The sequence below is a fragment of the Segatella bryantii genome (assembly GCF_022024215.1).
Classification (GTDB): Bacteria; Bacteroidota; Bacteroidia; order Bacteroidales; family Bacteroidaceae; genus Prevotella; species Prevotella bryantii.
This window is the reverse complement of the sequence record NZ_CP091798.1, coordinates 59,711-82,102: the sequence shown is the minus strand read 5'-3', so window position 1 is coordinate 82,102 and position 22,392 is coordinate 59,711. Positions and strand designations below refer to the sequence as shown.

The window sequence follows — 22,392 nt, the reverse complement described above, 5'->3', positions numbered from 1 at the left end:
ATGTTTTATTATTTGTTTTGTCTTTTATTAAAAAGTAAATGCAAATATAGTACTATTTATTGGAATATCCTAATTTATCCAAAACTTCATTACTGATATCTATCTTTGGAGAACCAAAAATAATTCCAGCATTGCTAGCTCTGTCTATTACTAGAGAGTAGCCTCTAAAATCTGAGATATCTTTTACTGCATTGTATATTTCTTCCTGAATAGGAGTTAACAGAGCTTCACGCTTCTTGAAGAGTTCACCTTCTGGACCAAAATATTTCTTTTTTAGATCGCTTGCCTCTTTTTCTTTGCTCATAATAGCTGTTTGCTTAGCTTTCTTCTGTTCCTGCGACAAAAAAACGACTTCATTCTGATAATTTTTATACATTGTACTTGCCTCTGTATTGAGCGCCTCTACCTCTGCTTGCCATTTACGACTCACTTGGTTTAGCTGTTCGTTAGCTCTTTCGTATGCAGGAATGTTCTTCAGAATATACTGCATATCTACCAAAGCAAACTTCTGTGCATTTACTGTCAACACCAAACAGGCAAAAAGACATAAGGTTAATAATTTTTTCATCTTACAAACTTTCTTTTTTAGTTAAGATTTCATTCTGCTGACTTTCTTCTCATTAAGAGGAAAAGAGTCAGCAGAATGCTTTAGAATTCCTGACCTAGAATAAAGTGGAACTGACTACCACCCTTTGTTAGGTTTATATTATCTTTATCGAAACCATAGGCCCAATCGATTCCCATCAAACCTACCATTGGCAGATAGATACGTACACCGACACCAGCAGAACGTTTCATATCAAATGGATTAAATTTCTTTGTATCAGTCCATGCATTACCACCTTCGAGGAAAGTAAGACCGTAAATTGTTGTATTACCCAATAGGAATGGATAGCGCAATTCTAATGTAAACCGGTCATAAGCATAACCTCTATAAGCAAGTGAACCATTTTCATAACCACGAAGACCAACTGTCTCTTCAGCATAACCTGTAGAATATCCACTCATACCATCACCACCAACATAGAATGTTTCGAATGGTGATTTTTTATTCTTATTGTAAGAACCTAAAAGTCCCATTTCAACACGTGTCATGAGCACGAAACACTTCTGACCTCCTGAAAGAGCTGTAAAAGTTCTTGACTTGAACTTCCACTTGTGATACTCTACCCAACGGTATTTCTCCTGCATCTCGTCATCATAAGTAGATGAATATGGATTATTAGCCAAGCTAGCATAATCTTTGTTATCAAACAAACTCCAAGGCGGAGTAAGGGTTACACTAGCAGAGAACTCGGAACCACGACGTGGGAACAGTTGGTTATCTGTAGAAGTACGGTTCAAAGACAAGGTTAGGTTCAAGTTGTTAGCTGTACCATTGGTCATCAGGAAGTAGCTCCAATTTTTCAACATATAACGCTGATAAGACAATTGTGCAGACAAAGTGAAATAATCATCTGGCCAACGAAGACGTTTACCCCATCCCAGCGAGAAACCGATCATTTGTACATACTTATCTGGATCATAGTAGCTCGAATAACTGCTACTGTAGCTAGAACCATAACCAGACAGATAATTAAAATAGTTATTATAGTATGCATTATTATAATAGTTGCTCGAAACGTCGGTCTGTTTACTATAATAAGCACTTACACTAAACTGATTAGGGCGCTTACCACCAAACCAGTTGGTTGAGTAGCTTACATTATATGACTGATAGTAAGAACCATTAGTCTGAGCACCTATACTTAGCACTTCACCATCACCCACAGGCATGATGCCACGATGTTCTTTATTCTTATTGAAAAGGTTACGCATAGAGAAGTTATTCAACTTCAAACCTACACGACCAATGACACCAGTCTGTCCCCAACCTAGTGAAAACTCAATTTGGTCATTACTTTTCTGAGCCAAATTCCAGTTGATATCTACTGTACCATCTTCATAGTTTGGTTTAACATCTGGATTAACCTTTTCTGGATCGAAATGCCCCATAGAAGCTAACTCACGAACAGAGCGCTGGAGTGCATCCTTAGAAAAGAGGTCACCTGGCTTTGTACGAAGTTCACGACGAACCACGTTTTCATAAAGACGATCATTACCGTTAATACGAACACGATTAATATGAGCCTGCTGTCCTTCTGTAATACGCATTTCGAGGTCGATGCTGTCACCTACGATATTAATCTCGGTAGGTTGCAAATTATAAAACAGATAACCATTATTCCAATACAGGTTGCCCACAGCATCCTCATCCTCAGAAAGGCGCTTGTTGAGTAATTTTTGATTATACACATCGCCCTTTTTCATGCCGAGCACCCTAGACAGCTGATCTGTAGTATAAACAGTATTACCTACCCAAGTGATATTTCGTATATAATATTTTTTTCCTTCCTCTACTTGAACATAAACATCCACATGTTTTACATCGTAATTAGACACACTGTCTTTCAGGATATTAGCATCACGAAATCCATGTTCGTTATACTTATCTATAAGATTCTGTTTATCAGTTTTCCAACGCTCTGGAGTAAACTTTTTAGACTTAAAGATATTACCTATCTTACCAGCTTCATGAGTTTTCGAGAAAGCACCCTTGGTAAATAAGGAACCCTTAATCTGTTTATCTGTAAGCTGTTCATTGCCATCGATAGTAATCTTGTGAACTTTCATCTTCTCTTTTTTGTCCACAATAACATCGAGTATCACCTCATTTTTTGCACTTACATCCTCACGCTGACGTATATCAATTTCTGCATTTTTATAACCTTTGTCGTCGAAATACTTCTGAGCAAGAATTTTCGCTCGGTCAATCATATTAGGAGTTAACTGACTACCCTTCAACAAACCAAGTTTCTGCTCCATATCCTCTCTTTCGCTCTTCTTAAGACCTTCATAATTGATGGTAGAGACGCGAGGACGAACAGCAAGACTAATATGCAGGTACAACTTATCACCCACAATAGAGTCTGCCGCCATCGTAACCTTTGAAAAAAGTCCATGACGCCAATAGCGCTTCACAGCATCAGAGATATCTGTACCAGGAACTGTAATATTCTGCCCTACTGTCAAACCAGAGATACCTGTCAAGACATAATCTTCGTAACCCTCTACACCTGTCACATTGATACCCCCAAGAATAAACGTACGAGGAGTACCCGCATAACTGATATCAGGATTAATGATTTTATCCTGTGCCTGCATCTGTGTACTTGCCAGCAAGCCTGCAGTCAAAACTACTATATTATGTAAAGTATTCATTCTATTTAAAAGAAGTCAATTTATCTTATTTTTTTTGCTCTTTCTGATTAATTTCTTTTTCTATTTGAGCTTCTGTCTTACCGAAACGACGTTGGCGGCTCTGATAGCTGATTATAGCCCGATGCAAATCATCTTCACTAAAATCTGGCCAATATGTGTCACAGAAGTATAATTCTGTATATGCAATCTGCCAAAGTAGATAATTAGATATTCTCAACTCACCACCTGTGCGTATCAGTAATTCTGGATCTGGCATAAACTTAGTCTCCATATGCTCAGTGAGCGTATCCTCAGTTATCAAACTGTTGATATCTTCGATACTCTTACCTTGCTTTACCATTTCTATAGCGATTTCACGACAGGCTTTGGTTATTTCCCAACGTGAACTATAACTTAATGCTACTACCATAGTCATAGTTGTATTATTAGCAGTATGCGCCATGGTTTCCTTGAGCTTTTCCTGCACTTTCTCTGGAAGTCTTTCCATATCACCTATCACCAGGAAGCGTACATTATTCTTCATGAATATTTCATCTTCAAGAGAAGTCAGCACTAATCCCATAAGCGCAGCAATCTCTGTTTCCGGACGATTCCAATTCTCTGTAGAGAATGTATACAAAGTAAGATATTTCACTCCTAAACGAGTACATTCAGAAGTTATGCGACGTACTGCATCTACACCAGCTTGATGTCCGTAACTGCGATCTTTACCACGTTCGGCGGCCCACCGACCATTGCCATCCATTATAATAGCAATGTGCTCAGGTATACGATTCATATCTAATTCCTTTGTCATATATTAAATATCTTTATTACAGGTTCTACATTTAGCACTAAAACTATACGTTATAAATGCTTGTAAGACAGAATAACAATCTGTATTCTTAAAGAGGCCACTACTCTTTATACCGTATGGGTCGACCGCTCCATCTAGTTTATCACTAGCCGAGAAGTGCATGGCCCATTGCACCCCCAAATTAACACGTTCTGCCAATTTATATTTTACACCGACTCCCAATGGAAAGTTCATTGTAAATGCGCTTGATTTTTCTCCATCAATATCTTCAGAACACTTAGCATAGGTAGTTCCCAAACCAACAAACACAAATGGGGTAAAACGTTTGGCTCCACGATAGTCACGACCTGTTCCATAAGGCCAAAAATTATACTCATATACTAGACTAACGTCAACAAGTGTACTCTTAAACAAATAACCGACCTTCTGAGATACATCATTATTGAAATCAGGATAAAAGGTTTGCTCATTTGCGGCATCCCCCTTAATAGTACCATAGCTGACAGAAAAACAAAATCCTGAATATGGATTAAACACATATTTTCCTATAACGGATGCCATTGGTCTACTACCGCCAAACAGGTTACTGTTAAAATCACCTTGATAGCTCAATAATCCTATACCTGCACCTATCTCCATTCTGTACTCAGGGTCATCCTGAGCCCACATTGAGGAACCCAATACCCCAAAAAGACCAATTATCAAGATAAGGAGTCTACGCATAGTCCTCTATATTTTCATACTTACTTAAAAGAAGTTTGATAAGTTTTCCAACCTAACTCACAATGTCTACCTCTCCACACTTGTCCTGAAGCTCCCATAATCATCCACAAATAGTTATTATCGTCTTTCACGAAAGCAAAATTAGTAGTATTAGCAGAGAAGGTATCTGGAATATAAATTGTGCGATCGCTTTCTATCGGCCAGGTAATACCATTGTCTTCTGAATAGTAGAACTGTTTACCATCAAAGGCTATAATACCATTATAATAATTCAGAGCGACCAGCTTGGTTGCTGTTGGTAACTTATAAGTTATATCCTTTACTGGCGGATAATACATCCAAGGATCAGAATCGGCACTAGAAGAATATTCTGCCAATTTGCCCCAAACTACTGCAGTTGTTTCATTATTGGCAATACGATTTCCAACTAAAACAAGTCGATCTGCATTGTCTACAGATTCATCAGTCCGCGCCATAAAACTAATATTTGACGTAGGCAAATATGAAGCATCAGTATCTAACAAATCTTCAGACCAACTTACACCATTATCTGTGGAACTCATGATTGCATTACCATTCATGCCATACATTGTGGAAGAACTGTAACCCAGCAATTGTGTTAGATTAGTCTTTGCCAACTCCGTCCAGTTCTGAGCATCTGTTGATGTAAGGATAGTACCTTGATTAAGAATATATATAGTACCATCGTGTGCCATAACATGGTTATAAGCCTCAGCTGGTAAATTTGCAGAATTTGAAATTTCTTGCCAACTATTACCATCCGTCATCGAGGTCATATAAATCTTAAGAGCATTACCATCTGTACCAAAAACGTAAATCTTGCCCGCATTGCATACAGCTTTCATGCCTTCTAAAGAAGCGAGCACTTGATTATCAGCTTTACGACTCCACATAAAGCTGTCAGCCTCTTCTTGATGCACATTCACATTCACGGTATAAGCTGCATAATCACCATTAGCATTATAAACACGAAGTTCACGAGGTACTGAAAAATCTAAGGAGTCAGTACTTGAATAATAAGTCAGCGTATCGCTGTTTATATTTTTAAGCACAATAGTACCACTATTCTTACTAGAAATAGATACTACCGCCATAGAAGCATCTATACCATAAGGGAGGGAATCTGTATTATAGATTTCGTGTGTTAACTGATCAATATAGAAGTTATAACCACTACAATCTGTCTTGACGATAGAATCCTCACCTGAAGCGGTAGTAACATGACGCTTCAATGTACCTACACTGAAAGAAGTAATCGCTGTATCATAGTACACTGTACTACTTGAATCATCATTACTTAAACAAGAAGACAGTAAACATACTGTCAAAGTCAACAAGAGGAAAGGTGTGTATTTCCTTTTCATTTACATTTAATTATTAGTTTTCATCGGCAGAATAACAGCATTCTGCGAATTTTTGTGTGCAAATTTAATCAGAAATATTCAAATAGCCACCTATTTTAATACTTTATTAGGTAAATAATTCATAATGTTATCTGTTTTTAAGTTTGTTTAGTGATTAATTAAAAAAGGTAATACAAAATATATCGTATTACCTTTTATATTATAGTCTACTGCGAACATTCGAGTGAACGAGTGCTATCACACTACAAATAGTTACTAGTGTAAATCCAACTACCATGACTATACTTTCTAAATCATACAACATGAATTTTATTATCTTTTAAGTTTGTATTCTTTCACATTTAAAACTCGTGCAAAGGTAAGCACTGTGTTCGAGCACAGAAAATGAAAAGGCTAATTTTATACTACACCTAGTAATTATTTGACTTACATCAAAAAAGGCTTGTTCCAAAGAAGAACAAGCCTATATAAAATAATCTAAAATAGAATTTCAGATTAAAGCTGTGGACCAGCTGCAACAAGAGCCTTACCGGCATCGTTTGATGTATACTTACCGAAGTTCTTGATAAAGCGCTCAGCAAGATCCTTTGCCTTTGCTTCCCACTCAGAAGGATCAGCATATGTATCACGTGGATCAAGGATGTTTGTATCAACTCCTGGCAACTCTGTAGGAACCTTGAAGTCGAACATAGGAATCTGCTTTGTAGGAGCCTTATCAATGTCACCAGAAAGGATAGCATCGATAATACCACGAGTATCACGGATAGAGATACGCTTACCAGTACCATTCCAACCTGTGTTAACCAAATAAGCCTTAGCGCCATTAGCATTCATCTTCTTAACGAGCTCCTGAGCATACTTAGTTGGGTGAAGCTCCAAGAAAGCCTGACCGAAACAAGCTGAGAATGTAGGAGTTGGTTCAGTGATACCACGCTCTGTACCAGCCAACTTAGCTGTGAAACCAGAAAGGAAGTAGTATTGAGTCTGCTCTGGAGTAAGAATAGATACAGGAGGAAGTACACCGAATGCATCAGCAGAAAGGAAGATAACTTGCTTAGCTGCTGGAGCAGATGAACCTGGCTGAATATTTTTAATATGCTCAATAGGATAAGATACACGAGTATTCTCTGTAACGGTCTTATCTGCAAAATCAATCTTACCATTAGCATCTACTGTTACATTCTCGAGAAGAGCGTTACGCTTGATAGCACCGTAGATATCTGGCTCAGATTCCTTATCAAGGTTGATAACCTTAGCATAGCAACCACCTTCGAGATTGAAAACGCCTTCATCATCCCATCCGTGCTCATCGTCACCAATCAGCTTACGCTTAGGATCTGTAGACAATGTTGTCTTACCTGTACCAGAAAGACCAAAGAAGATAGCTGTATTTTCACCATTCATATCACAGTTAGCAGAACAGTGCATAGAAGCAATGCCCTTTAATGGCAAGTAGTAGTTCTGCATAGAGAACATACCCTTCTTCATTTCACCACCATACCATGTATTGATGATAACTTGCTCACGAGATGTTGTATTGAAAGCAACACATGTCTCAGAGTTCAAACCAAGCTCTTTGTAATTTTCTACTTTAGCCTTAGAAGCATTGTAGATAATGAAATTAGGTTCGAAATTTGCAAGTTCTTCTTCTGTAGGAAGGATGAACATATTAGAAACGAAATGAGCCTGCCATGCAACCTCTACAATAAAGCGAACTGCCAAACGAGTAGCCTTGTTAGCGCCACAGAAAGCGTCTACTACAAAAAGTTTCTTGTTAGAAAGTTCCTTCTTCGCGATTTCCTTAACTTCGCCCCATACCTTCTCTGACATAGGATGGTTATCGTTCTTATATTCATCAGATGTCCACCATACGTTATCGTGGCTCTGTGCATCATCTACGATATATTTATCCTTAGGAGAACGACCGGTGAAGATACCTGTCATTACGTTTACTGCGCCAAGTTCAGTAACCTGACCCTTTTCGAAACCTTCGAGACCAGCTTTAGTCTCTTCTTCGAACAACACTTCATAAGATGGATTGTGTAGAACTTCTGTAGTTCCAGTAATACCGTACTTCTCCAGTACGCTCTTGTCAAAACTTGCCATTTGAAAATGTATTTAAGTTGTGAAATAATTTTTTACTGTCAGTTTACCTCAAATAAACGTTGCAAAGATAAACAAAATGTATTGATTAACAAATTATAAAGTGACAAAAATACATATTTTGACTTTTTTATAGGTTAAAGAAGTTAAAAACCTATTTTATAAAAAGATATTTGTAATTTAGACTTTGCAAAAATTGAGACCTTTTTCATATCTTTGCACAAAAATCAATAAAAAGCGAGATGAAAGTTATTAATTTCAGTGAAAGCAACTCTATTATTAACCAGTATATGGCCGAAATTAGGGATGCTGAATATCAGAAGAATCGTTTATTATTTCGTAACAACATTCAACGTGTTGGGGAGTTTGAAGCTTTTGAAATTTCAAAGACATTAAACTATGAGAATAAAGATATCAAGACCCCATTAGGCATTGCCCAGGTCAACATTCCTACCGACAAGATTGTTTTAGCTACCATTTTCCGTGCGGGACTTCCTTTCCACAATGGTTTTCTTAATGTATTCGACCACGCAGGTAATGCTTTTGTCAGTGCTTATCGTGAATATGTCGACGAGGCACATCACGAAGTTGGTGTCCATGTAGAATATTTGGCTACACCAAGCATCGATGAAAAGACTCTAGTTATTGCAGACCCTATGCTCGCAACAGGTAGCAGTATGGAATTAGGATACAAGGCTTTTCTTACTAAGGGTACTCCAAAACGCATCCATGTTGCTTGCGTTATTGCTACACCTGAAGGTATCGAGCATATCAAGAAAACTTTCCCTGAAGAGAAGACTACCATTTGGTGTGCTGCTATTGACCCAGGTATGAACGAGCACAAGTATATTGTACCAGGATTTGGAGACGCAGGAGACCTTTGTTACGGCGATAAAATCTAAAGGTAAATATAATATAAACAAGAAGTGTCAATATGAAGTAACCACCAAACGTCATTTTAATTTTCTAAGTTCACTTCATTTTGACACTTCTACTTTTTAATAATGGAAAGAACTTCCACCTAAGAACTCTCTTAAGAGAGAGGTTGGAGGCAAGTTATTGTAAGGTATCGTTCGGAAATAGCGCAAGAATTTACGCAGACGATACGCCTCAGAATACTCATCACAATTTTCAGGAACCTGTGACAACAGCGAATCTGCCTGTATTTTAAGAACAGGAAGCTCATAAAGCATTGCCGTATTAAACATGACATCAGCATTTTCCTGAAATGGAAATATCCACTTGTTTTCACCTTTACGAACAGAAGGCCATCTATGAATAGTTTCAGCAGCTCCTACTCCCCTATATTTGTAGTCTCTGATAATTCTGCGCAATAGACGATTATCTGTATTTGGAATATAGTTATGATCATCAAGGAGAACTGTTGTTAGTGCCGATGCATAAACCCGATACTTTAAAGCATTAGGAATCTGACTCGTCAATTCAGGATTAAGAGCATGAATACCTTCAACAACCAAGACATTATCTGGTTCCATCTTCAGTTTTCTACCACTCTTCTGACTTTTGCCCTGTTGAAAATTATATTTTGGCAATTCCACTTCTTCACCTTTAAACAACGCATTAAACTGCTTGTTAATCAAATCTAAATCGAGGGAATAAATACTCTCATAATCATATTCTCCATTTTCATCCTTAGGCGTTTTAACACGATCCACAAAGTAATCATCAAGAGATATCATTAATGGTTTTATACCATTAGCCATAAGCTGCACTGCCAATCGTTTACATGTAGTAGTTTTACCCGAAGAAGAAGGGCCAGCCAACAATACTAGTTTTATATTTTTATTATCAGCTATCTGATCCGCAATCTGTACAATTTTCTTTTCCTGAAGTGCTTCAGAAACATTAATCATCTGCGTTTCCTCACCATTTTTTATCACTTCATTAAGATCACCCACAGTTCTTACACCTATTATCTTTTGCCAGCGATGATGCTCTTTAAAAATTTCAAACATCTTATCCTGACGAGTTATCTCAGGCAACTCTCCCGGTTTTTTTAACGAAGGAATACGAAGGAGCATTCCATCATAATAAGGTTCTAGACCAAAAAGATATAAATCTTTAGTATTTGGCAACAATGAGCCATAATAATAGTCTACATAATCATCAATAGAATAATAAGTGGTATAAAGACGCCCTACACTTGATAGTAATTTAGCCTTGGCCTTATCGCCCTTATCACGAAACATACGATAAGCCTCTTCTGTAAGGACCTCATGATGCTTTACCGGAATACCAGCATCGATAATTTCTTGCATACGTTGTCGAATACGTGCTACTACCTCAGGAGTTATCGGCTGTTCCATTTCAACATCTACATAATACCCATTGCTAACTGGAATATCAATGATGACAAGACTGATAGGATAAAGGTCATGAACAGCTTTGCACAATACAAAAAAGAGAGTACGCGCATAACTTCTCGATCCTGAAGCGGAATACATATCCTGAAATTCGATATCCTTAGAATGATAAAGTTGGAAATCAAGACCTTCTACTTTGTTATTTACTTTTGCACTAATCGGACCATAGTCCATTTTTAAATTAAATTGACGAAAAACCTCAGAAAGTGAACTGCCGATTGCGACATTCTGAGTTTTTTTATTATTTTTGCAACGAATTTGAATTGTTTGTTTCTCTTCGGTCATAGCTTTTATATAGTTAAAATCGGAGTCAAAGATAACAAATTCCACAAAAAGTTACAAAGATATCGCATTAAAAAAATACAATATATGACGATTCTCTTTTTAAAGATTGTAGGAGCAATAGCTCTCCTCATTTATGGTATGAAGGTTATGAGTGAAGCCCTACAGAAGTTGGCTGGTCCACAACTACGCCACGTACTAGGCGCCATGACAACCAACCGTGTATCGAGCGTTATTACAGGTATGTTTACTACTGTTGCGGTCCAATCTTCTACAGCAACAACAGTAATGACAGTATCCTTTGTAAACGCAGGTTTGCTTACCTTAGTTCAGGCTATAGCAGTCATTATGGGTGCCAATATTGGCACAACATTGACAGCATGGATTATGTCTGCTGGTTTTTCTTTTAAAATAAGCAATTTTGTATGGCCAGTATTTCTGATAGGCCTCCTGCTCATTTATTCTAAGAAACGTCGATATATTGGCGACTTCCTTTTTGGTATGTCCTTTTTATTTCTTGCACTTTCTACATTGGGCGAGACACGTATTCCACCAGAACAACTGAGTATACTCAAAGATTTTTTTGCAAGTTGCGACCCTAATAGTTTCGGAACTATTCTACTTTTCCTATTCTGTGGATCCATATTAACCTTCACTTTGCAAAGTTCTGCAGCCCTTATGGCAATTACAATGATGCTGTGTACTCAGGGTGGACTACCAATCTATTTGGGTATTGCATTAGTGTTGGGCGAAAATATCGGTACAACCATCACCGCCAATCTTGTTGCATTAACTGCTAATACAGAAGCACGTAGAGCTGCTTTTGGACACTTATTTTTTAATTTGTTTGGTGTAGTCTGGGTACTCTGTGTATTCAAACTCTTTGTCAACTTTGCTTGCAGTTTTGTCGGATTTAACCCAACTACCAATATAGCACCTGTTGCAACCCAGCTAACATTTGCACTAGCCGCATTCCACACTTGTTTCAATGTTACAAACACAATTATCCTGTTGCCATTTGTTAAACAGGTATCCGATATTTGTTGCTGGGTATGGAAGCCAAAACCAAACAAGGATGATGACGATTTTCGTTTGCGTTTCATCCAAGCAGGTATCATGAAGACACCTGAGCTTAGTATTTTAGAGGCACAGAAAGAAATCCACAGTTTCTCTGAGCGTATCCAACGTATGTTTGGTATGCTCAGTCAGTTGATTGGAGAGAAAAACGAAAATAAATTCAATAAAATTTTTACTCGTATAGAAAAGTATGAAAGCATCGCTGACAATATGGAACTTGAAATCGCAAATTACCTTGATCATGTGAGCGATGCTCACTTAAGTGATGACACGAAAGGTAAAATTCGAGCTATGCTCCGTGAAATCAGTGAAATTGAAAGTATTGGTGATGCTTGCTATAACATTGCACGTACTTTAAATAGAAAATTCTCTGGAAAAGAGGACTTTACAGATAAACAATACGAACACATCCATCAGATGTTTGCACTGACGGACGATGCCCTGAGCGAAATGAATAGTATGCTGAATGGCCATCGCGAAGACTTTGATCCTAACCGTTCATTCAACATAGAAAACGAGATAAACAATTATCGTAACCAGCTGAAAAATCAAAATATCAACGATGTAAATAGCCACGTATACACATATACTGTAGGAACCATGTACATGGACATCATTCAGGAATGCGAAAAACTTGGAGACTATGTAGTTAACGTTGTTGAAGCAAGAATGGGTACAAGAAAGCCGGAAGCTTAAATAGAAACACAACAATATAACATATTTAAACAGGCTTGAGCATAGTAATGCTCAAGCCTGTTACCTTTATCTGTAAGTTCATAATAGAAGTGCAATTTTCTAAGGTGTAGTGGTATGAAAACTTAATACCAGAAAACACTGTGGGGTTTGGGGGCGAGCAGCCCCCATGATAGCATGAACTTGGAATTTCAACAAGCAATGCATAAAAAAGAAAAAAGGGAGACCGAAATCTCCCCAAGAATAACTAATTTTGCATTGCTATGTACAAACAGTTAAACTCGAAGCAAAGATTCACAATTTTTATCTTACTACAAAACGGAATGAATAAAAAGCAGATTGCAACTGCAATAAAAGTTACTCAAGTTAGATATAACTATGAAACAGCTCAAAAGAATGCAGAATACCACAAACGGCGTACCCCTGGCAATCGCGCAATCAAAGCCGAAATAAAGACTGAAGCCATCAGACTCCTCAAAGAAGAGCTATGGTCTTCCGAGCAGATTTCAGGACATCTTGCTAAATATGAGATATTTATCTCTCATGAAAGCATTTACCGTATCATTCGGAATGACAAACGGAATGGTGGAAGATTGTACAAGAATTGCCGTCATAGGCTGAAGCATCGAACTAGACCAGTTGGAGGTAAGAGACAAACTATTCCAAATAGAGTAAGCATTAGTGAAAGGCCTGTAGAAACTGACGGGAAATGCTTCGGAGACTTTGAAATGGATACTATTGTGGGAAAAGGTAATCATGGAGCGATTGTTACTCTTACAGAACGCAGTACCAATCTGCTGCTTATGCGAAAATAGAAGCATGGCAAGAACGCTGATAAACTGGCTGAAGCTGTCATACATTTACTTTAGCCATATAAGGATGTAATCAAAACTATCACTACCGACAATGGTTTGGAATTTGCTTCACATGAGAAGCTAACCAAGAGTATTGGAGCGCCTGTCTATTTTGCTGATCCATACTCTTCATGGCAGAAGGGAGCTATTGAGAATATAAATGGATTAATCAGACAGTACATACCAAAATCAACAACGTTTGAACACATAAGCCAACAGCAAATTACAAAGATTATGGAGAAAATTAACAATAGACCATGAGCAAAACTCAATTTTTCAACACCAAAAGAGTGCTTTATGAAGAAAATAAGCTAAATTTGCACTTGCTTGTTGAATTCGCGTTCACTAAAAATTAACACCTAAAGTTAAATTAAAGCAACCATTACGTGTGTTATCAAAATCATCTTTACCTATATTGGCCAAACCTATATCATAACCAGCCTCCACATACATGACATCGTAACTAAAGCCACATCCAAGACGAATTCCTCCATCAAACCGGTTAAAGGCAGCATTTGCATTTTTACTATTAAAACTATTATATGCTTCACGATTATTAAAATCCTTAATCTTACCTCCAACTCCACAAGCTAAATAACCTCCTAAGAAGGGCTCAACAGCAATTTTGTCAGCAATAGGAATTTTATACTTTACGATCAAAGGTAGTTCTAGATAATTTAAACTATACGAGAAATCTGTACTGTTATAAGTACTCTTTCCTCCCTTTTCGGTATAGTACAAACCTGTTTCAAAAAAGACAGGAGCCTGACTAGACAACTGTGTTCCCACAACTGCACCAACATTCAGTCCAGTCCTAGTCTTATTGGTATTCAACAATTTAGAATCTGAATTAACAGTTGAAATACCAAATCCCAGACGCAAACCAAAATATGTATTATTTGAATTATAAAAATTATGATGACGAGGAGACTGATTAGCATAATATGCTGAACGTTTACCTGGAGGAATCGGCTTTCCATTAGAATAATACTGTGCGTCAGCAGAAACAGCTGCCATGAGCAGAGTCATTATCAGTAAAAATAAATTGAGTCTTTTCATAAATAGTCTGATTAAAATGTTTCTGCAACAAATATAGAAACATTTTGATCAGACATAATGGATAAAATTCCTATTTGAAATAGGAAAATCCCTATTCTGAAAGTATCGAGACTAAATCGCGCATACCTTCAGAAGCCCCTTTCAGAATCTGCTTGATACAGAGTCGATCTTCTGTAATAACAGGATTAGGATCTATCAAATAGATAGGTGTACCACGGTGTGTATACTGCACCAATCCTGCTGCTGGATAAACATTAAGAGAGGTACCAATAACCACAAATATATCAGCTTTCTGAGCCTCTTCAATAGCAGGTTCTATCATCGGAACAGATTCTCCAAAGAAAACTATAAAAGGGCGTAATAGCGAACCATCAGCTGCTCTAGTCCCCGGTTCAACATCCGAGTGTTCTTCTGTCATAGTCTGTATATATTCTGGATTATAAGGATCATCACTAGAACAGACCTTGGTCAATTCTCCATGTAGATGAATCACATGACTTGAACCTGCTTTTTCATGCAAATTATCCACATTCTGGGTTATCACAGATACTTCATAGTCCTTCTCCAATTGCTGTATTAACTTATGTCCCTCATTCGGGAGAGCAGACCAAAGTTTTTTACGCAACATATTATAAAAATTTGTCACAAGAGTTGGATTGGCCTCCCAACCTTCGTGAGAAGCCACTTGTTCTACAGGATAGTTTTCCCACAAGCCATCATTACCACGAAATGTCTTGAAACCACTTTCTACAGACATTCCTGCACCAGTTAAAAAAACAATTTTTTTCATATCTATTGTGGCTAAGATTGAATAAGAATAAATAGTTTTACACAAATTTAGTAAAAAATCGTCAAATGAACACCTTTTGCGGAAGAAAAATAGTATCTTTGCCGAAATTAAACCAAAAAGGAAATATTTAGAATGGACAATTTAAGTTATGCTCTCGGCATCGGTATTGGCCGTCAGCTTGCACAGATGGGTGCAGAAAGTTTGAATATTGATGATTTTGCTCAAGCTATCAAGGATATTATCTCAAACCAGGAATTAAAAGTTTCAGAGCAAGAAGCTCAGACTTTAGTTCAAAATTTCTTTGAAGAACAGGAAAAGAAAGCTCAAGCAGCAGCCGCTGAAAAAGGAAAAGCTGCCAAAGAGGAAGGTGAGAAATTTCTCGCTGAAAACAGCAAAAAGGATGGTATCATAACACTACCTTCAGGTTTGCAGTATCAAGTAATCCGTGAAGGAAATGGTAAAAAGCCAAAGGCTACTGACCAGGTAGAATGCCATTATGAAGGAACTTTAATTGATGGTACTAAGTTCGACAGTTCATACGATCGTGGCCAAACTGCAACATTCCCTTTAAATCAAGTTATCGCAGGTTGGACAGAGGGTCTTCAATTAATGCAGGAAGGCGCCAAGTATCGTTTCTTTATTCCTTACACGCTGGGTTACGGCGAGCGCGGTGCAGGTGCTTCCATCCCACCATTTGCAGCTTTGATCTTTGATGTAGAACTTGTGGCTGTTAAATAAGAAAAATTAATAATCAAATAAGGAAATGAAAAAAGTATTTATTGGAGCTTTCATAGCTCTTTATGCTGCAACATTCGTAGGTTGTGGCAATTCTACTCCTAAGGCAGACCTTAAGAATGATGTAGATACCTTAAGTTATGCCATGGGACTCGCTCAGACTCAAGGTCTGAAAGATTTTTTGGTACAGCGTATGGGGGTTGATACCACTTATATGGACGAATTTATCAAGGGGCTTAACGATGGTGCCAACGCTGGTGACGATAAGAAGAAAGCCGCTTATTACGCTGGTATCCAGATTGGTCAGCAGATTAGCCAGCAGATGGTTAAGGGTATTAATCACGAAGTATTCGGTGATGACTCTACCAAGACTATCTCTATGAAAAACTTCCTCGCAGGTTTTATTACAGGTACAACTGGTAAAAAAGGTTTGATGACTGTAGAGGAGGCTGGTAAAACTGCTCAGATGAAGGCTATGGCTATCAAGGCCAAAAATATGGAAAAACAGTATGGTTCCAATAAGGCAGCTGGCGAAAAATTCCTCGCTGCTAACAAGAAGAAAGCTGGCGTAGTTACTTTACCTTCAGGCGTACAGTATAAAGTAATCAAAGAGGGTAATGGACCTATGCCAAAAGATACCTCTATGGTAACTGTAAATTATGAAGGACGTACTATTGAAGGAAAGGTATTCGACAGCTCATACAAGCGTGGTGAGCCTGTTCAACTTCGTGCCAATCAGGTAATCAAGGGTTGGACTGAAGCGCTTATTCACATGCCTGTTGGCTCTGTTTGGGAAGTTTATATTCCCCAGAATCTTGCTTATGGCGACCGCGAGCAGGGTAACGATATCAAACCATTCTCTGCACTTATCTTCAAGATTGAATTGGTATCTCTTGGTGGTAAATAATTTACATCAAGTAAAATAGAATAAAAGGGACATAGTTCATTGGGCTATGTCCCTCATACGTTATAATAACTGACTAAAATGAATAAGACTTTATTATTAGCACTAATACTACTGACAAGTAGTACAACAACCTTTGCAGGTAACAAAAAGGACAAAAAAAATAATAAACAAGAAGTCATTGCTCCTTTAGCACTAACCAATCAGAGTGACTCTGCCAGCTATGCTGTTGGTATGCAGGCCACAGAAGGTCTGGTTGAATTTCTAAAGCAAAGTTACAAGGTAGATACTGCATATATGGCTGATTTTATCCGTGGTATGCATGATGCACAAACTCACCTAAACACCCCCCAAGGAAATGCTTATGAAGCAGGTTGTGAAATTGCGAGAATGGCTCAAAGTAGAATCATTCCTAGCATTCAGGAAAGAGAACTGAAAGGTACAAATATCACTTTAAATGAAAAAGCTTTCACTAACGGTTTTATCGCAGCATTAGCAAAAGACACAACTATCTTTACTAATACGAAAGCAGCAGCAGACTACAAACAAAATATCCTGGCAGGTGAAGGTATTAAATGGCTGACAGAAAATGCCAAGAAGCCAGGTGTCAAGGTTACTCCTAGCGGATTACAGTATAAAGTACTTGTACAGGGTACAGGAGAGACACCTAAAGCTGATGAAGAGTGTGTTGTCAAGTATGAAGGCAAATTGATTAATGGTACCATATTTGACAGTTCTTACAAGCGCGATCCACAGACAAGCGAATTCCGTCCTAATCAGGTGATCAAAGGTTGGCAAGAAGCACTATGCATGATGCCTGTAGGTAGTAAATGGGAACTTTATATTCCACAAGAATTAGCATATGGCTCTCGAGCTATGGGTAATGATATCCCAGCATATTCAACTTTGATTTTCACCGTAGAGCTGGTTGATATTCGCCATAACGAAGAAAAAAAGGTTGAACCTGCGAAAACAAAAAACGAAAACAAAACGAAAAGCTCCCCAAAAAGCACACTAAAAGTCTCAAAAAAGAAGTAATTCTTAATAAAGACGGTATAAAATAACAAAATGTACGAAGATGAGCAACATTTTCGTACATTTTATTGCTTATATCAATTAAAATACCTACATTTGCTGAAACATCGAAACCTTTTGATAATTTTGAAGAAATATTAATCATCAGTAAATATGGATAAAATTGATAATCTCGACAAGAAAATTTTAAATATTTTGTCGAAGAATGCACGCATCCCTTTCAAGGACGTAGCCGCAGAATGCGGAGTATCTCGTGCTGCTATCCATCAACGAGTACAGCACTTGATTGACAATGGTACCATCACAGGCAGTGGATTTGACGTAAACCCAAAAAGTCTGGGATATTCTACTTGTACTTATGTAGGATTAAACCTGGAAAGAGGAAGTATGTACAAAAAGGTGGTTGAAAAGCTGATCAACATTCCTGAAATTATCGAATGTCACTTCACAACAGGTCCTTACACTATGCTACTTAAACTTTATGCACAGGATAATGAGCAATTAATGGATCTTCTGAACAATAAACTTCAGACCATTCCTGGTGTTGTAAGTACCGAAACATTGATTTCTCTCGAACAAAGTATTAAGAGAGAAATTCCAGTTCACATTGAGGACGAGGTTAAAAAATGAGAAACTTTAATTTGGAATCATATCTAGACAAGATTTATTCCACTTTCCCAGAGACCAACCATCAACCGATGATTGGTCTCACTGCTGATTATAGCGATATAGACACAACTATACGTAGTGTATATTACCGACAAGTTGTGGCAGCTGGAGGAACTCCTATTCTTATTCCCCCTATAACGGATAAGAACACTATCATCAATACACTAGAACATCTTGATGGTCTCATCCTTACAGGTGGAGGGGATCATAATCCATTGTGGTATGGCGAAGAACCATCTCCACAACTTCACCACATTAATCAAGAACGAGATTTAGCCGAACTCTTGATTACACGCTTGGCTTATAACAGACAAATACCAATATTAGGTATATGCCGAGGCATACAAACCATTGCTATTGCTTTAGGTGGAAAAGTAGTACAAGATATCAATAATACGATAAAACATGACCAGAACGCAAATCGCTCAGAAGCAACACATAGTGTAGCTATCGAAAAGAATTCTACACTCTATAATATCTATCATAGCGATATCCTATACGTCAATTCTTTCCACCATCAAGCTGTAGAAAAAACGGGCAGCAAGCTCAAAGTTGCAGCCAAGTCTAGTGACCATATTATTGAAGCGGTAGAAAGTAATGAATTTAAACCTATCTTAGGCGTACAATGGCATCCAGAATGGCTTGGAGAAGATGGTCTACCGATATTTAAGTGGCTCATCGAACAGGCCAATCATTTCATCAAAGCTAAAGATTTACATAACCGTATTCTTACCCTCGACTCACATTGCGATACGCCAATGTTTTTCCCACAGGGAGTGCAATTTGGCCATCGTGATCCACGTATACTCTATGATCTTCACAAGATGACAGAGGGACGTACTGACGCTGTAACTATGGTAGCTTATTTACCACAGCCAAAACTAGGTGAAACCTTCTCATCAAAGATTGACCTAGCAGGCATTGCCAAACATAATCCAGCTCTCGTTACACGTTATCCAGGATTACAATTACCCAATCCATCACTTTCACCTACAGAATATGCCGATCTTATCTTTGACAAGATAGAGGAAATAGCAAATATGAAAAGCGATTATATCAGCATCGCACGTACTCCACAAGATCTCTATGCTGATAAGCGTAATAATCGCAAGAGTATTATGTTGGGTATAGAGAATGGTCTAGCTCTAAATCACGACCTGGCTAATGTGAAGCATTTTGCACAAAGAGGTATCGTATATATCACTTTATGTCATAATGGCGACAATGATATTTGCGACAGTGCACGAGGATGCAATACTCACAATGGTGTCAGTCAATTTGGAGCACAGGTTATTCAGGAAATGAATCGACAAGGAATTATGATTGATTTGAGTCATGCTGGAGAAAAGAGCTTTTACGATGCTCTAGAAATTAGCAGAACTCCAATTGTATGTAGCCATAGCAATTGTAGGATGCTATGCGATGTTCCACGTAACCTTACCGATGAACAGCTTCGTGCTTTAGCATCGAAAGGTGGTGTTGCCCAAATTACTCTCTATCACGGTTTCCTCAAAAAGGAAGGTGAAGCTAGTATTTTAGATGCCATTCAGCATCTAGAACATGCCATTTCTATCATGGGCATAGACCATGTAGGCCTTGGTACAGACTTCGATGGTGATGGTGGTGTTAAAGGAATCGCTGATGCAAGTGAACTCATCAACTTTACCTTGCAACTATTACAACGCCGATATAGCGAAAGAGATATCGAGAAGATTTGGGGTGGTAACTGGCTACGCATTATGACTAAAGTTCAAAGTTTGAAACAATAATGAAAAAGAAAAAAGTTATATTAGTGACAATACTTATCCTTATAATAGCTGCCGTCTACGGCTGGTTTTATACTAGTAAGGACAATAATGCAGCAGACGTAACAGAAGTTGAAGAAGTTGAAAAAGTAAATCCTATCGGTCCTACATTCAATGCCGACTCTGCTTTTGCCTATTGCGCTACACAATGCAATTTTGGGCCACGAATAATGAATAGTGAAGCACACGATAAATGTGCCGATTGGATTGTTGCAAAGTTTAAACAGTACGGTTGTACAGTAGAAGAGCAAAAAGCCGATCTAAAAGGCTATGACGGCACACTACTGAAAAGCAACAACATTATAGCAAGCTATAATCCACGGGCTACAAGTCGTATCTTAATATGTGCCCACTGGGATAGTCGTCCATGGGCCGACAATGATCCTGACAGTACAAACTGGCACAAACCTGTTATGGCTGCTAATGATGGCGCTAGCGGTGTAGGTGTCATGCTCGAACTCGCTCGAACTTTACAGGCTAATGCCAAAAATCCTCAATTGGCATCTAAAGTAAAAAACCTAGGCATCGATTTTGTTTGCTTTGATGCAGAGGACTGGGGTACACCTTCATGGTCTGGTCTGCAGGACGATGAATCAACCTGGGCTTTAGGCGCACAATATTGGAGTACACATCTTCCACAAGGCTATGCTCCACGCTATGGTATTTTACTCGATATGGTTGGTGGACAAGGGGCTCAGTTCTATCGCGAACGTATGTCTCTGCAATACGCAGAACAATTTGTACATAAGATATGGAAAGCATCACGCAACGCTGGATATGGTCAATACTTTCCAAACAAAGATGGTGGTTATATTACAGACGATCACATCCCTGTTAACAAGAATGCTAACATTCCAACCATCGACATCATTCCATATTATCCAGATTGTCAACAAAGTTCTTTCGGACCTACCTGGCATACCATTAGTGATGATATGGATCACCTTGACAAAAATGTCTTGAAAGCTGTAGGACAAACTCTAATTCAAGTCATATATACGGAAATGAACCAAAAATAAGCGAAAAGATAAGGACTACATATTAACTTGGCCAACTTGCAGGTAACAAAATAGTTATCATTACAAGTTGGCCAAGTCTTTTCTTTAATCAGTATCATTTACAATTGTCCAGCCTCAACCTGTCTTACAACACGTTCAGTAAGACGATCCACACCATTTGCATCATATTTTTTAGTAAGGCTTGCACCGAACAATGAAGCAAAGGCTTGATAAAAACCTGCGCGAATAGGACCTAAGAAAGCTTGAATAAGGCTGTACGAAGACGAATTACATTCACGATAAACCAATTTAATCAACAGTTTGCCTTGAGAATACGTTAATTTTTTCATACGTGGCGTATACTCCTTTTTAATGCTTTTCTCGACAAGCTTCATATGCTCATCTTTCGCCTTTTTATTTGGCAGAGTCTGCAGATATTCATAAGTTTCTATAATAATCTGATTCACCTCTTTTGCAATCGGAAGAACCTTCTTCACATTAGCAACCAAACGATTGTAAGCTATACGCTCTTTAGCATTTTTAAATTCTATTGGAGGATATACCCAGATCTTGTTTAATTCTACATATTGTATACTATCACTCCCCATCAATACCTTGCCTACCTTTACCATAGGCTCAAAGGTTGGATTGTCCATATCCACCTCCCGATCTTCTGGCGCTATTTGCTGGTTTACTTGAGCATAAGCTGGGATTACACTCAAGAAAGCCATTGTTACTAATATGTAAATTCTATTTTTCAACATCAAAAGCAAAAGTACTATATTTTCTGCATTCAAAGAAAACAATTGCTAAAAATTTGCATTTGTCTAATATTCTCT

At 38.0% G+C, this 22,392-nt stretch carries 18 protein-coding genes and 1 pseudogene; 9 read left to right on the top strand and 10 right to left on the bottom strand.

All coding sequences use genetic code 11. The features are described from left to right. Positions 1 to 52: 52 nt before the first annotated feature. The 6 genes from L6471_RS04555 to pckA form a co-directional block, all read right to left on the bottom strand. Positions 53 to 568, bottom strand: a complete 516-nt coding sequence (locus L6471_RS04555) for an OmpH family outer membrane protein (protein WP_006281196.1) — start codon at positions 566 to 568, stop codon at positions 53 to 55. A gap of 80 nt (positions 569 to 648) precedes the next feature. Then, the gene (locus L6471_RS04550; protein WP_371262722.1) at positions 649 to 3,204 is read right to left on the bottom strand and encodes a BamA/OMP85 family outer membrane protein; all 2,556 of its coding nucleotides are present in this window, start codon (positions 3,202 to 3,204) and stop codon (positions 649 to 651) included. 82 nt (positions 3,205 to 3,286) lie between these two features. Further along, positions 3,287 to 4,057, bottom strand: coding sequence for an isoprenyl transferase (locus tag L6471_RS04545; RefSeq protein ID WP_006283516.1), 771 nt, complete (start codon positions 4,055 to 4,057; stop codon positions 3,287 to 3,289). A 3-nt stretch (positions 4,058 to 4,060) separates the two neighbouring features. Then, entirely contained in the window at positions 4,061 to 4,780 is a 720-nt protein-coding gene (gene porG / locus L6471_RS04540; RefSeq protein WP_039871177.1) for a type IX secretion system protein PorG, read from the bottom strand. Between the two features lie 20 nt (positions 4,781 to 4,800). Next, a complete protein-coding gene (locus L6471_RS04535; RefSeq protein WP_027453259.1) occupies positions 4,801 to 6,165 on the bottom strand; it encodes a DUF6242 domain-containing protein in 1,365 nt (454 codons plus the stop codon). A 495-nt stretch (positions 6,166 to 6,660) separates the two neighbouring features. Next, positions 6,661 to 8,271, bottom strand: a complete 1,611-nt coding sequence (gene pckA, locus L6471_RS04530; protein WP_006283519.1) for a phosphoenolpyruvate carboxykinase (ATP) — start codon at positions 8,269 to 8,271, stop codon at positions 6,661 to 6,663. A gap of 239 nt (positions 8,272 to 8,510) precedes the next feature. Here pckA and upp point away from each other — a divergent pair, with 239 nt between their 5' ends. Beyond that, complete coding sequence (upp, locus tag L6471_RS04525; protein ID WP_027453257.1) at positions 8,511 to 9,170, top strand: uracil phosphoribosyltransferase; 660 nt, start codon at positions 8,511 to 8,513, stop codon at positions 9,168 to 9,170. A 96-nt stretch (positions 9,171 to 9,266) separates the two neighbouring features. On the opposite strand, the gene L6471_RS04520 is transcribed toward upp, so the two are convergent. After that, on the bottom strand, positions 9,267 to 10,937 hold the full coding sequence (locus L6471_RS04520; RefSeq protein ID WP_006283521.1) for a nucleoside kinase: 1,671 nt from the start codon (positions 10,935 to 10,937) through the stop codon (positions 9,267 to 9,269). A gap of 84 nt (positions 10,938 to 11,021) precedes the next feature. On the opposite strand from L6471_RS04520, the gene L6471_RS04515 reads away from it, so the two are divergent. Further along, positions 11,022 to 12,707, top strand: coding sequence for a Na/Pi cotransporter family protein (locus L6471_RS04515; protein ID WP_074548228.1), 1,686 nt, complete (start codon positions 11,022 to 11,024; stop codon positions 12,705 to 12,707). A gap of 260 nt (positions 12,708 to 12,967) precedes the next feature. After that, positions 12,968 to 13,819 (top strand): annotated as a pseudogene (locus tag L6471_RS04510) (IS30 family transposase). 84 nt (positions 13,820 to 13,903) lie between these two features. Here L6471_RS04510 and L6471_RS04505 read toward each other — a convergent pair. Both L6471_RS04505 and L6471_RS04500 read right to left on the bottom strand, forming a co-directional pair. Next, positions 13,904 to 14,617 carry an outer membrane beta-barrel protein gene (locus L6471_RS04505; protein WP_237797480.1) on the bottom strand — a complete coding sequence of 238 codons (714 nt, stop codon included), beginning with the start codon at positions 14,615 to 14,617 and terminating at the stop codon, positions 13,904 to 13,906. A 91-nt stretch (positions 14,618 to 14,708) separates the two neighbouring features. Next, entirely contained in the window at positions 14,709 to 15,407 is a 699-nt protein-coding gene (locus L6471_RS04500) for an SIR2 family NAD-dependent protein deacylase (protein ID WP_006283526.1), read from the bottom strand. A gap of 132 nt (positions 15,408 to 15,539) precedes the next feature. Here L6471_RS04500 and L6471_RS04495 point away from each other — a divergent pair, with 132 nt between their 5' ends. From L6471_RS04495 to L6471_RS04470, 6 genes are all read left to right on the top strand, one after another. Next, positions 15,540 to 16,145: an FKBP-type peptidyl-prolyl cis-trans isomerase gene (locus L6471_RS04495; protein ID WP_094448295.1), complete on the top strand. Its 606-nt coding sequence runs from the start codon at positions 15,540 to 15,542 to the stop codon at positions 16,143 to 16,145. Between the two features lie 25 nt (positions 16,146 to 16,170). Further along, positions 16,171 to 17,049, top strand: coding sequence for an FKBP-type peptidyl-prolyl cis-trans isomerase (locus L6471_RS04490; protein ID WP_006283528.1), 879 nt, complete (start codon positions 16,171 to 16,173; stop codon positions 17,047 to 17,049). Between the two features lie 78 nt (positions 17,050 to 17,127). Beyond that, positions 17,128 to 18,084 carry an FKBP-type peptidyl-prolyl cis-trans isomerase gene (locus L6471_RS04485; RefSeq protein WP_027453252.1) on the top strand — a complete coding sequence of 319 codons (957 nt, stop codon included), beginning with the start codon at positions 17,128 to 17,130 and terminating at the stop codon, positions 18,082 to 18,084. Between the two features lie 150 nt (positions 18,085 to 18,234). Continuing rightward, on the top strand, positions 18,235 to 18,711 hold the full coding sequence (locus L6471_RS04480) for an Lrp/AsnC family transcriptional regulator (RefSeq protein WP_006283530.1): 477 nt from the start codon (positions 18,235 to 18,237) through the stop codon (positions 18,709 to 18,711). Beyond that, a complete protein-coding gene (locus L6471_RS04475) occupies positions 18,708 to 20,519 on the top strand; it encodes a fused gamma-glutamyl-gamma-aminobutyrate hydrolase/peptidase (protein ID WP_006283531.1) in 1,812 nt (603 codons plus the stop codon). The genes L6471_RS04480 and L6471_RS04475 overlap by 4 nt, the downstream gene beginning before the upstream one ends. Beyond that, the gene (locus L6471_RS04470; protein ID WP_006283532.1) at positions 20,519 to 21,574 is read left to right on the top strand and encodes a M28 family peptidase; all 1,056 of its coding nucleotides are present in this window, start codon (positions 20,519 to 20,521) and stop codon (positions 21,572 to 21,574) included. The genes L6471_RS04475 and L6471_RS04470 overlap by 1 nt, the downstream gene beginning before the upstream one ends. A gap of 98 nt (positions 21,575 to 21,672) precedes the next feature. On the opposite strand, the gene L6471_RS04465 is transcribed toward L6471_RS04470, so the two are convergent. Further along, positions 21,673 to 22,284 carry a DUF4294 domain-containing protein gene (locus L6471_RS04465; protein ID WP_223918709.1) on the bottom strand — a complete coding sequence of 204 codons (612 nt, stop codon included), beginning with the start codon at positions 22,282 to 22,284 and terminating at the stop codon, positions 21,673 to 21,675. Positions 22,285 to 22,392 lie beyond the last annotated feature (108 nt).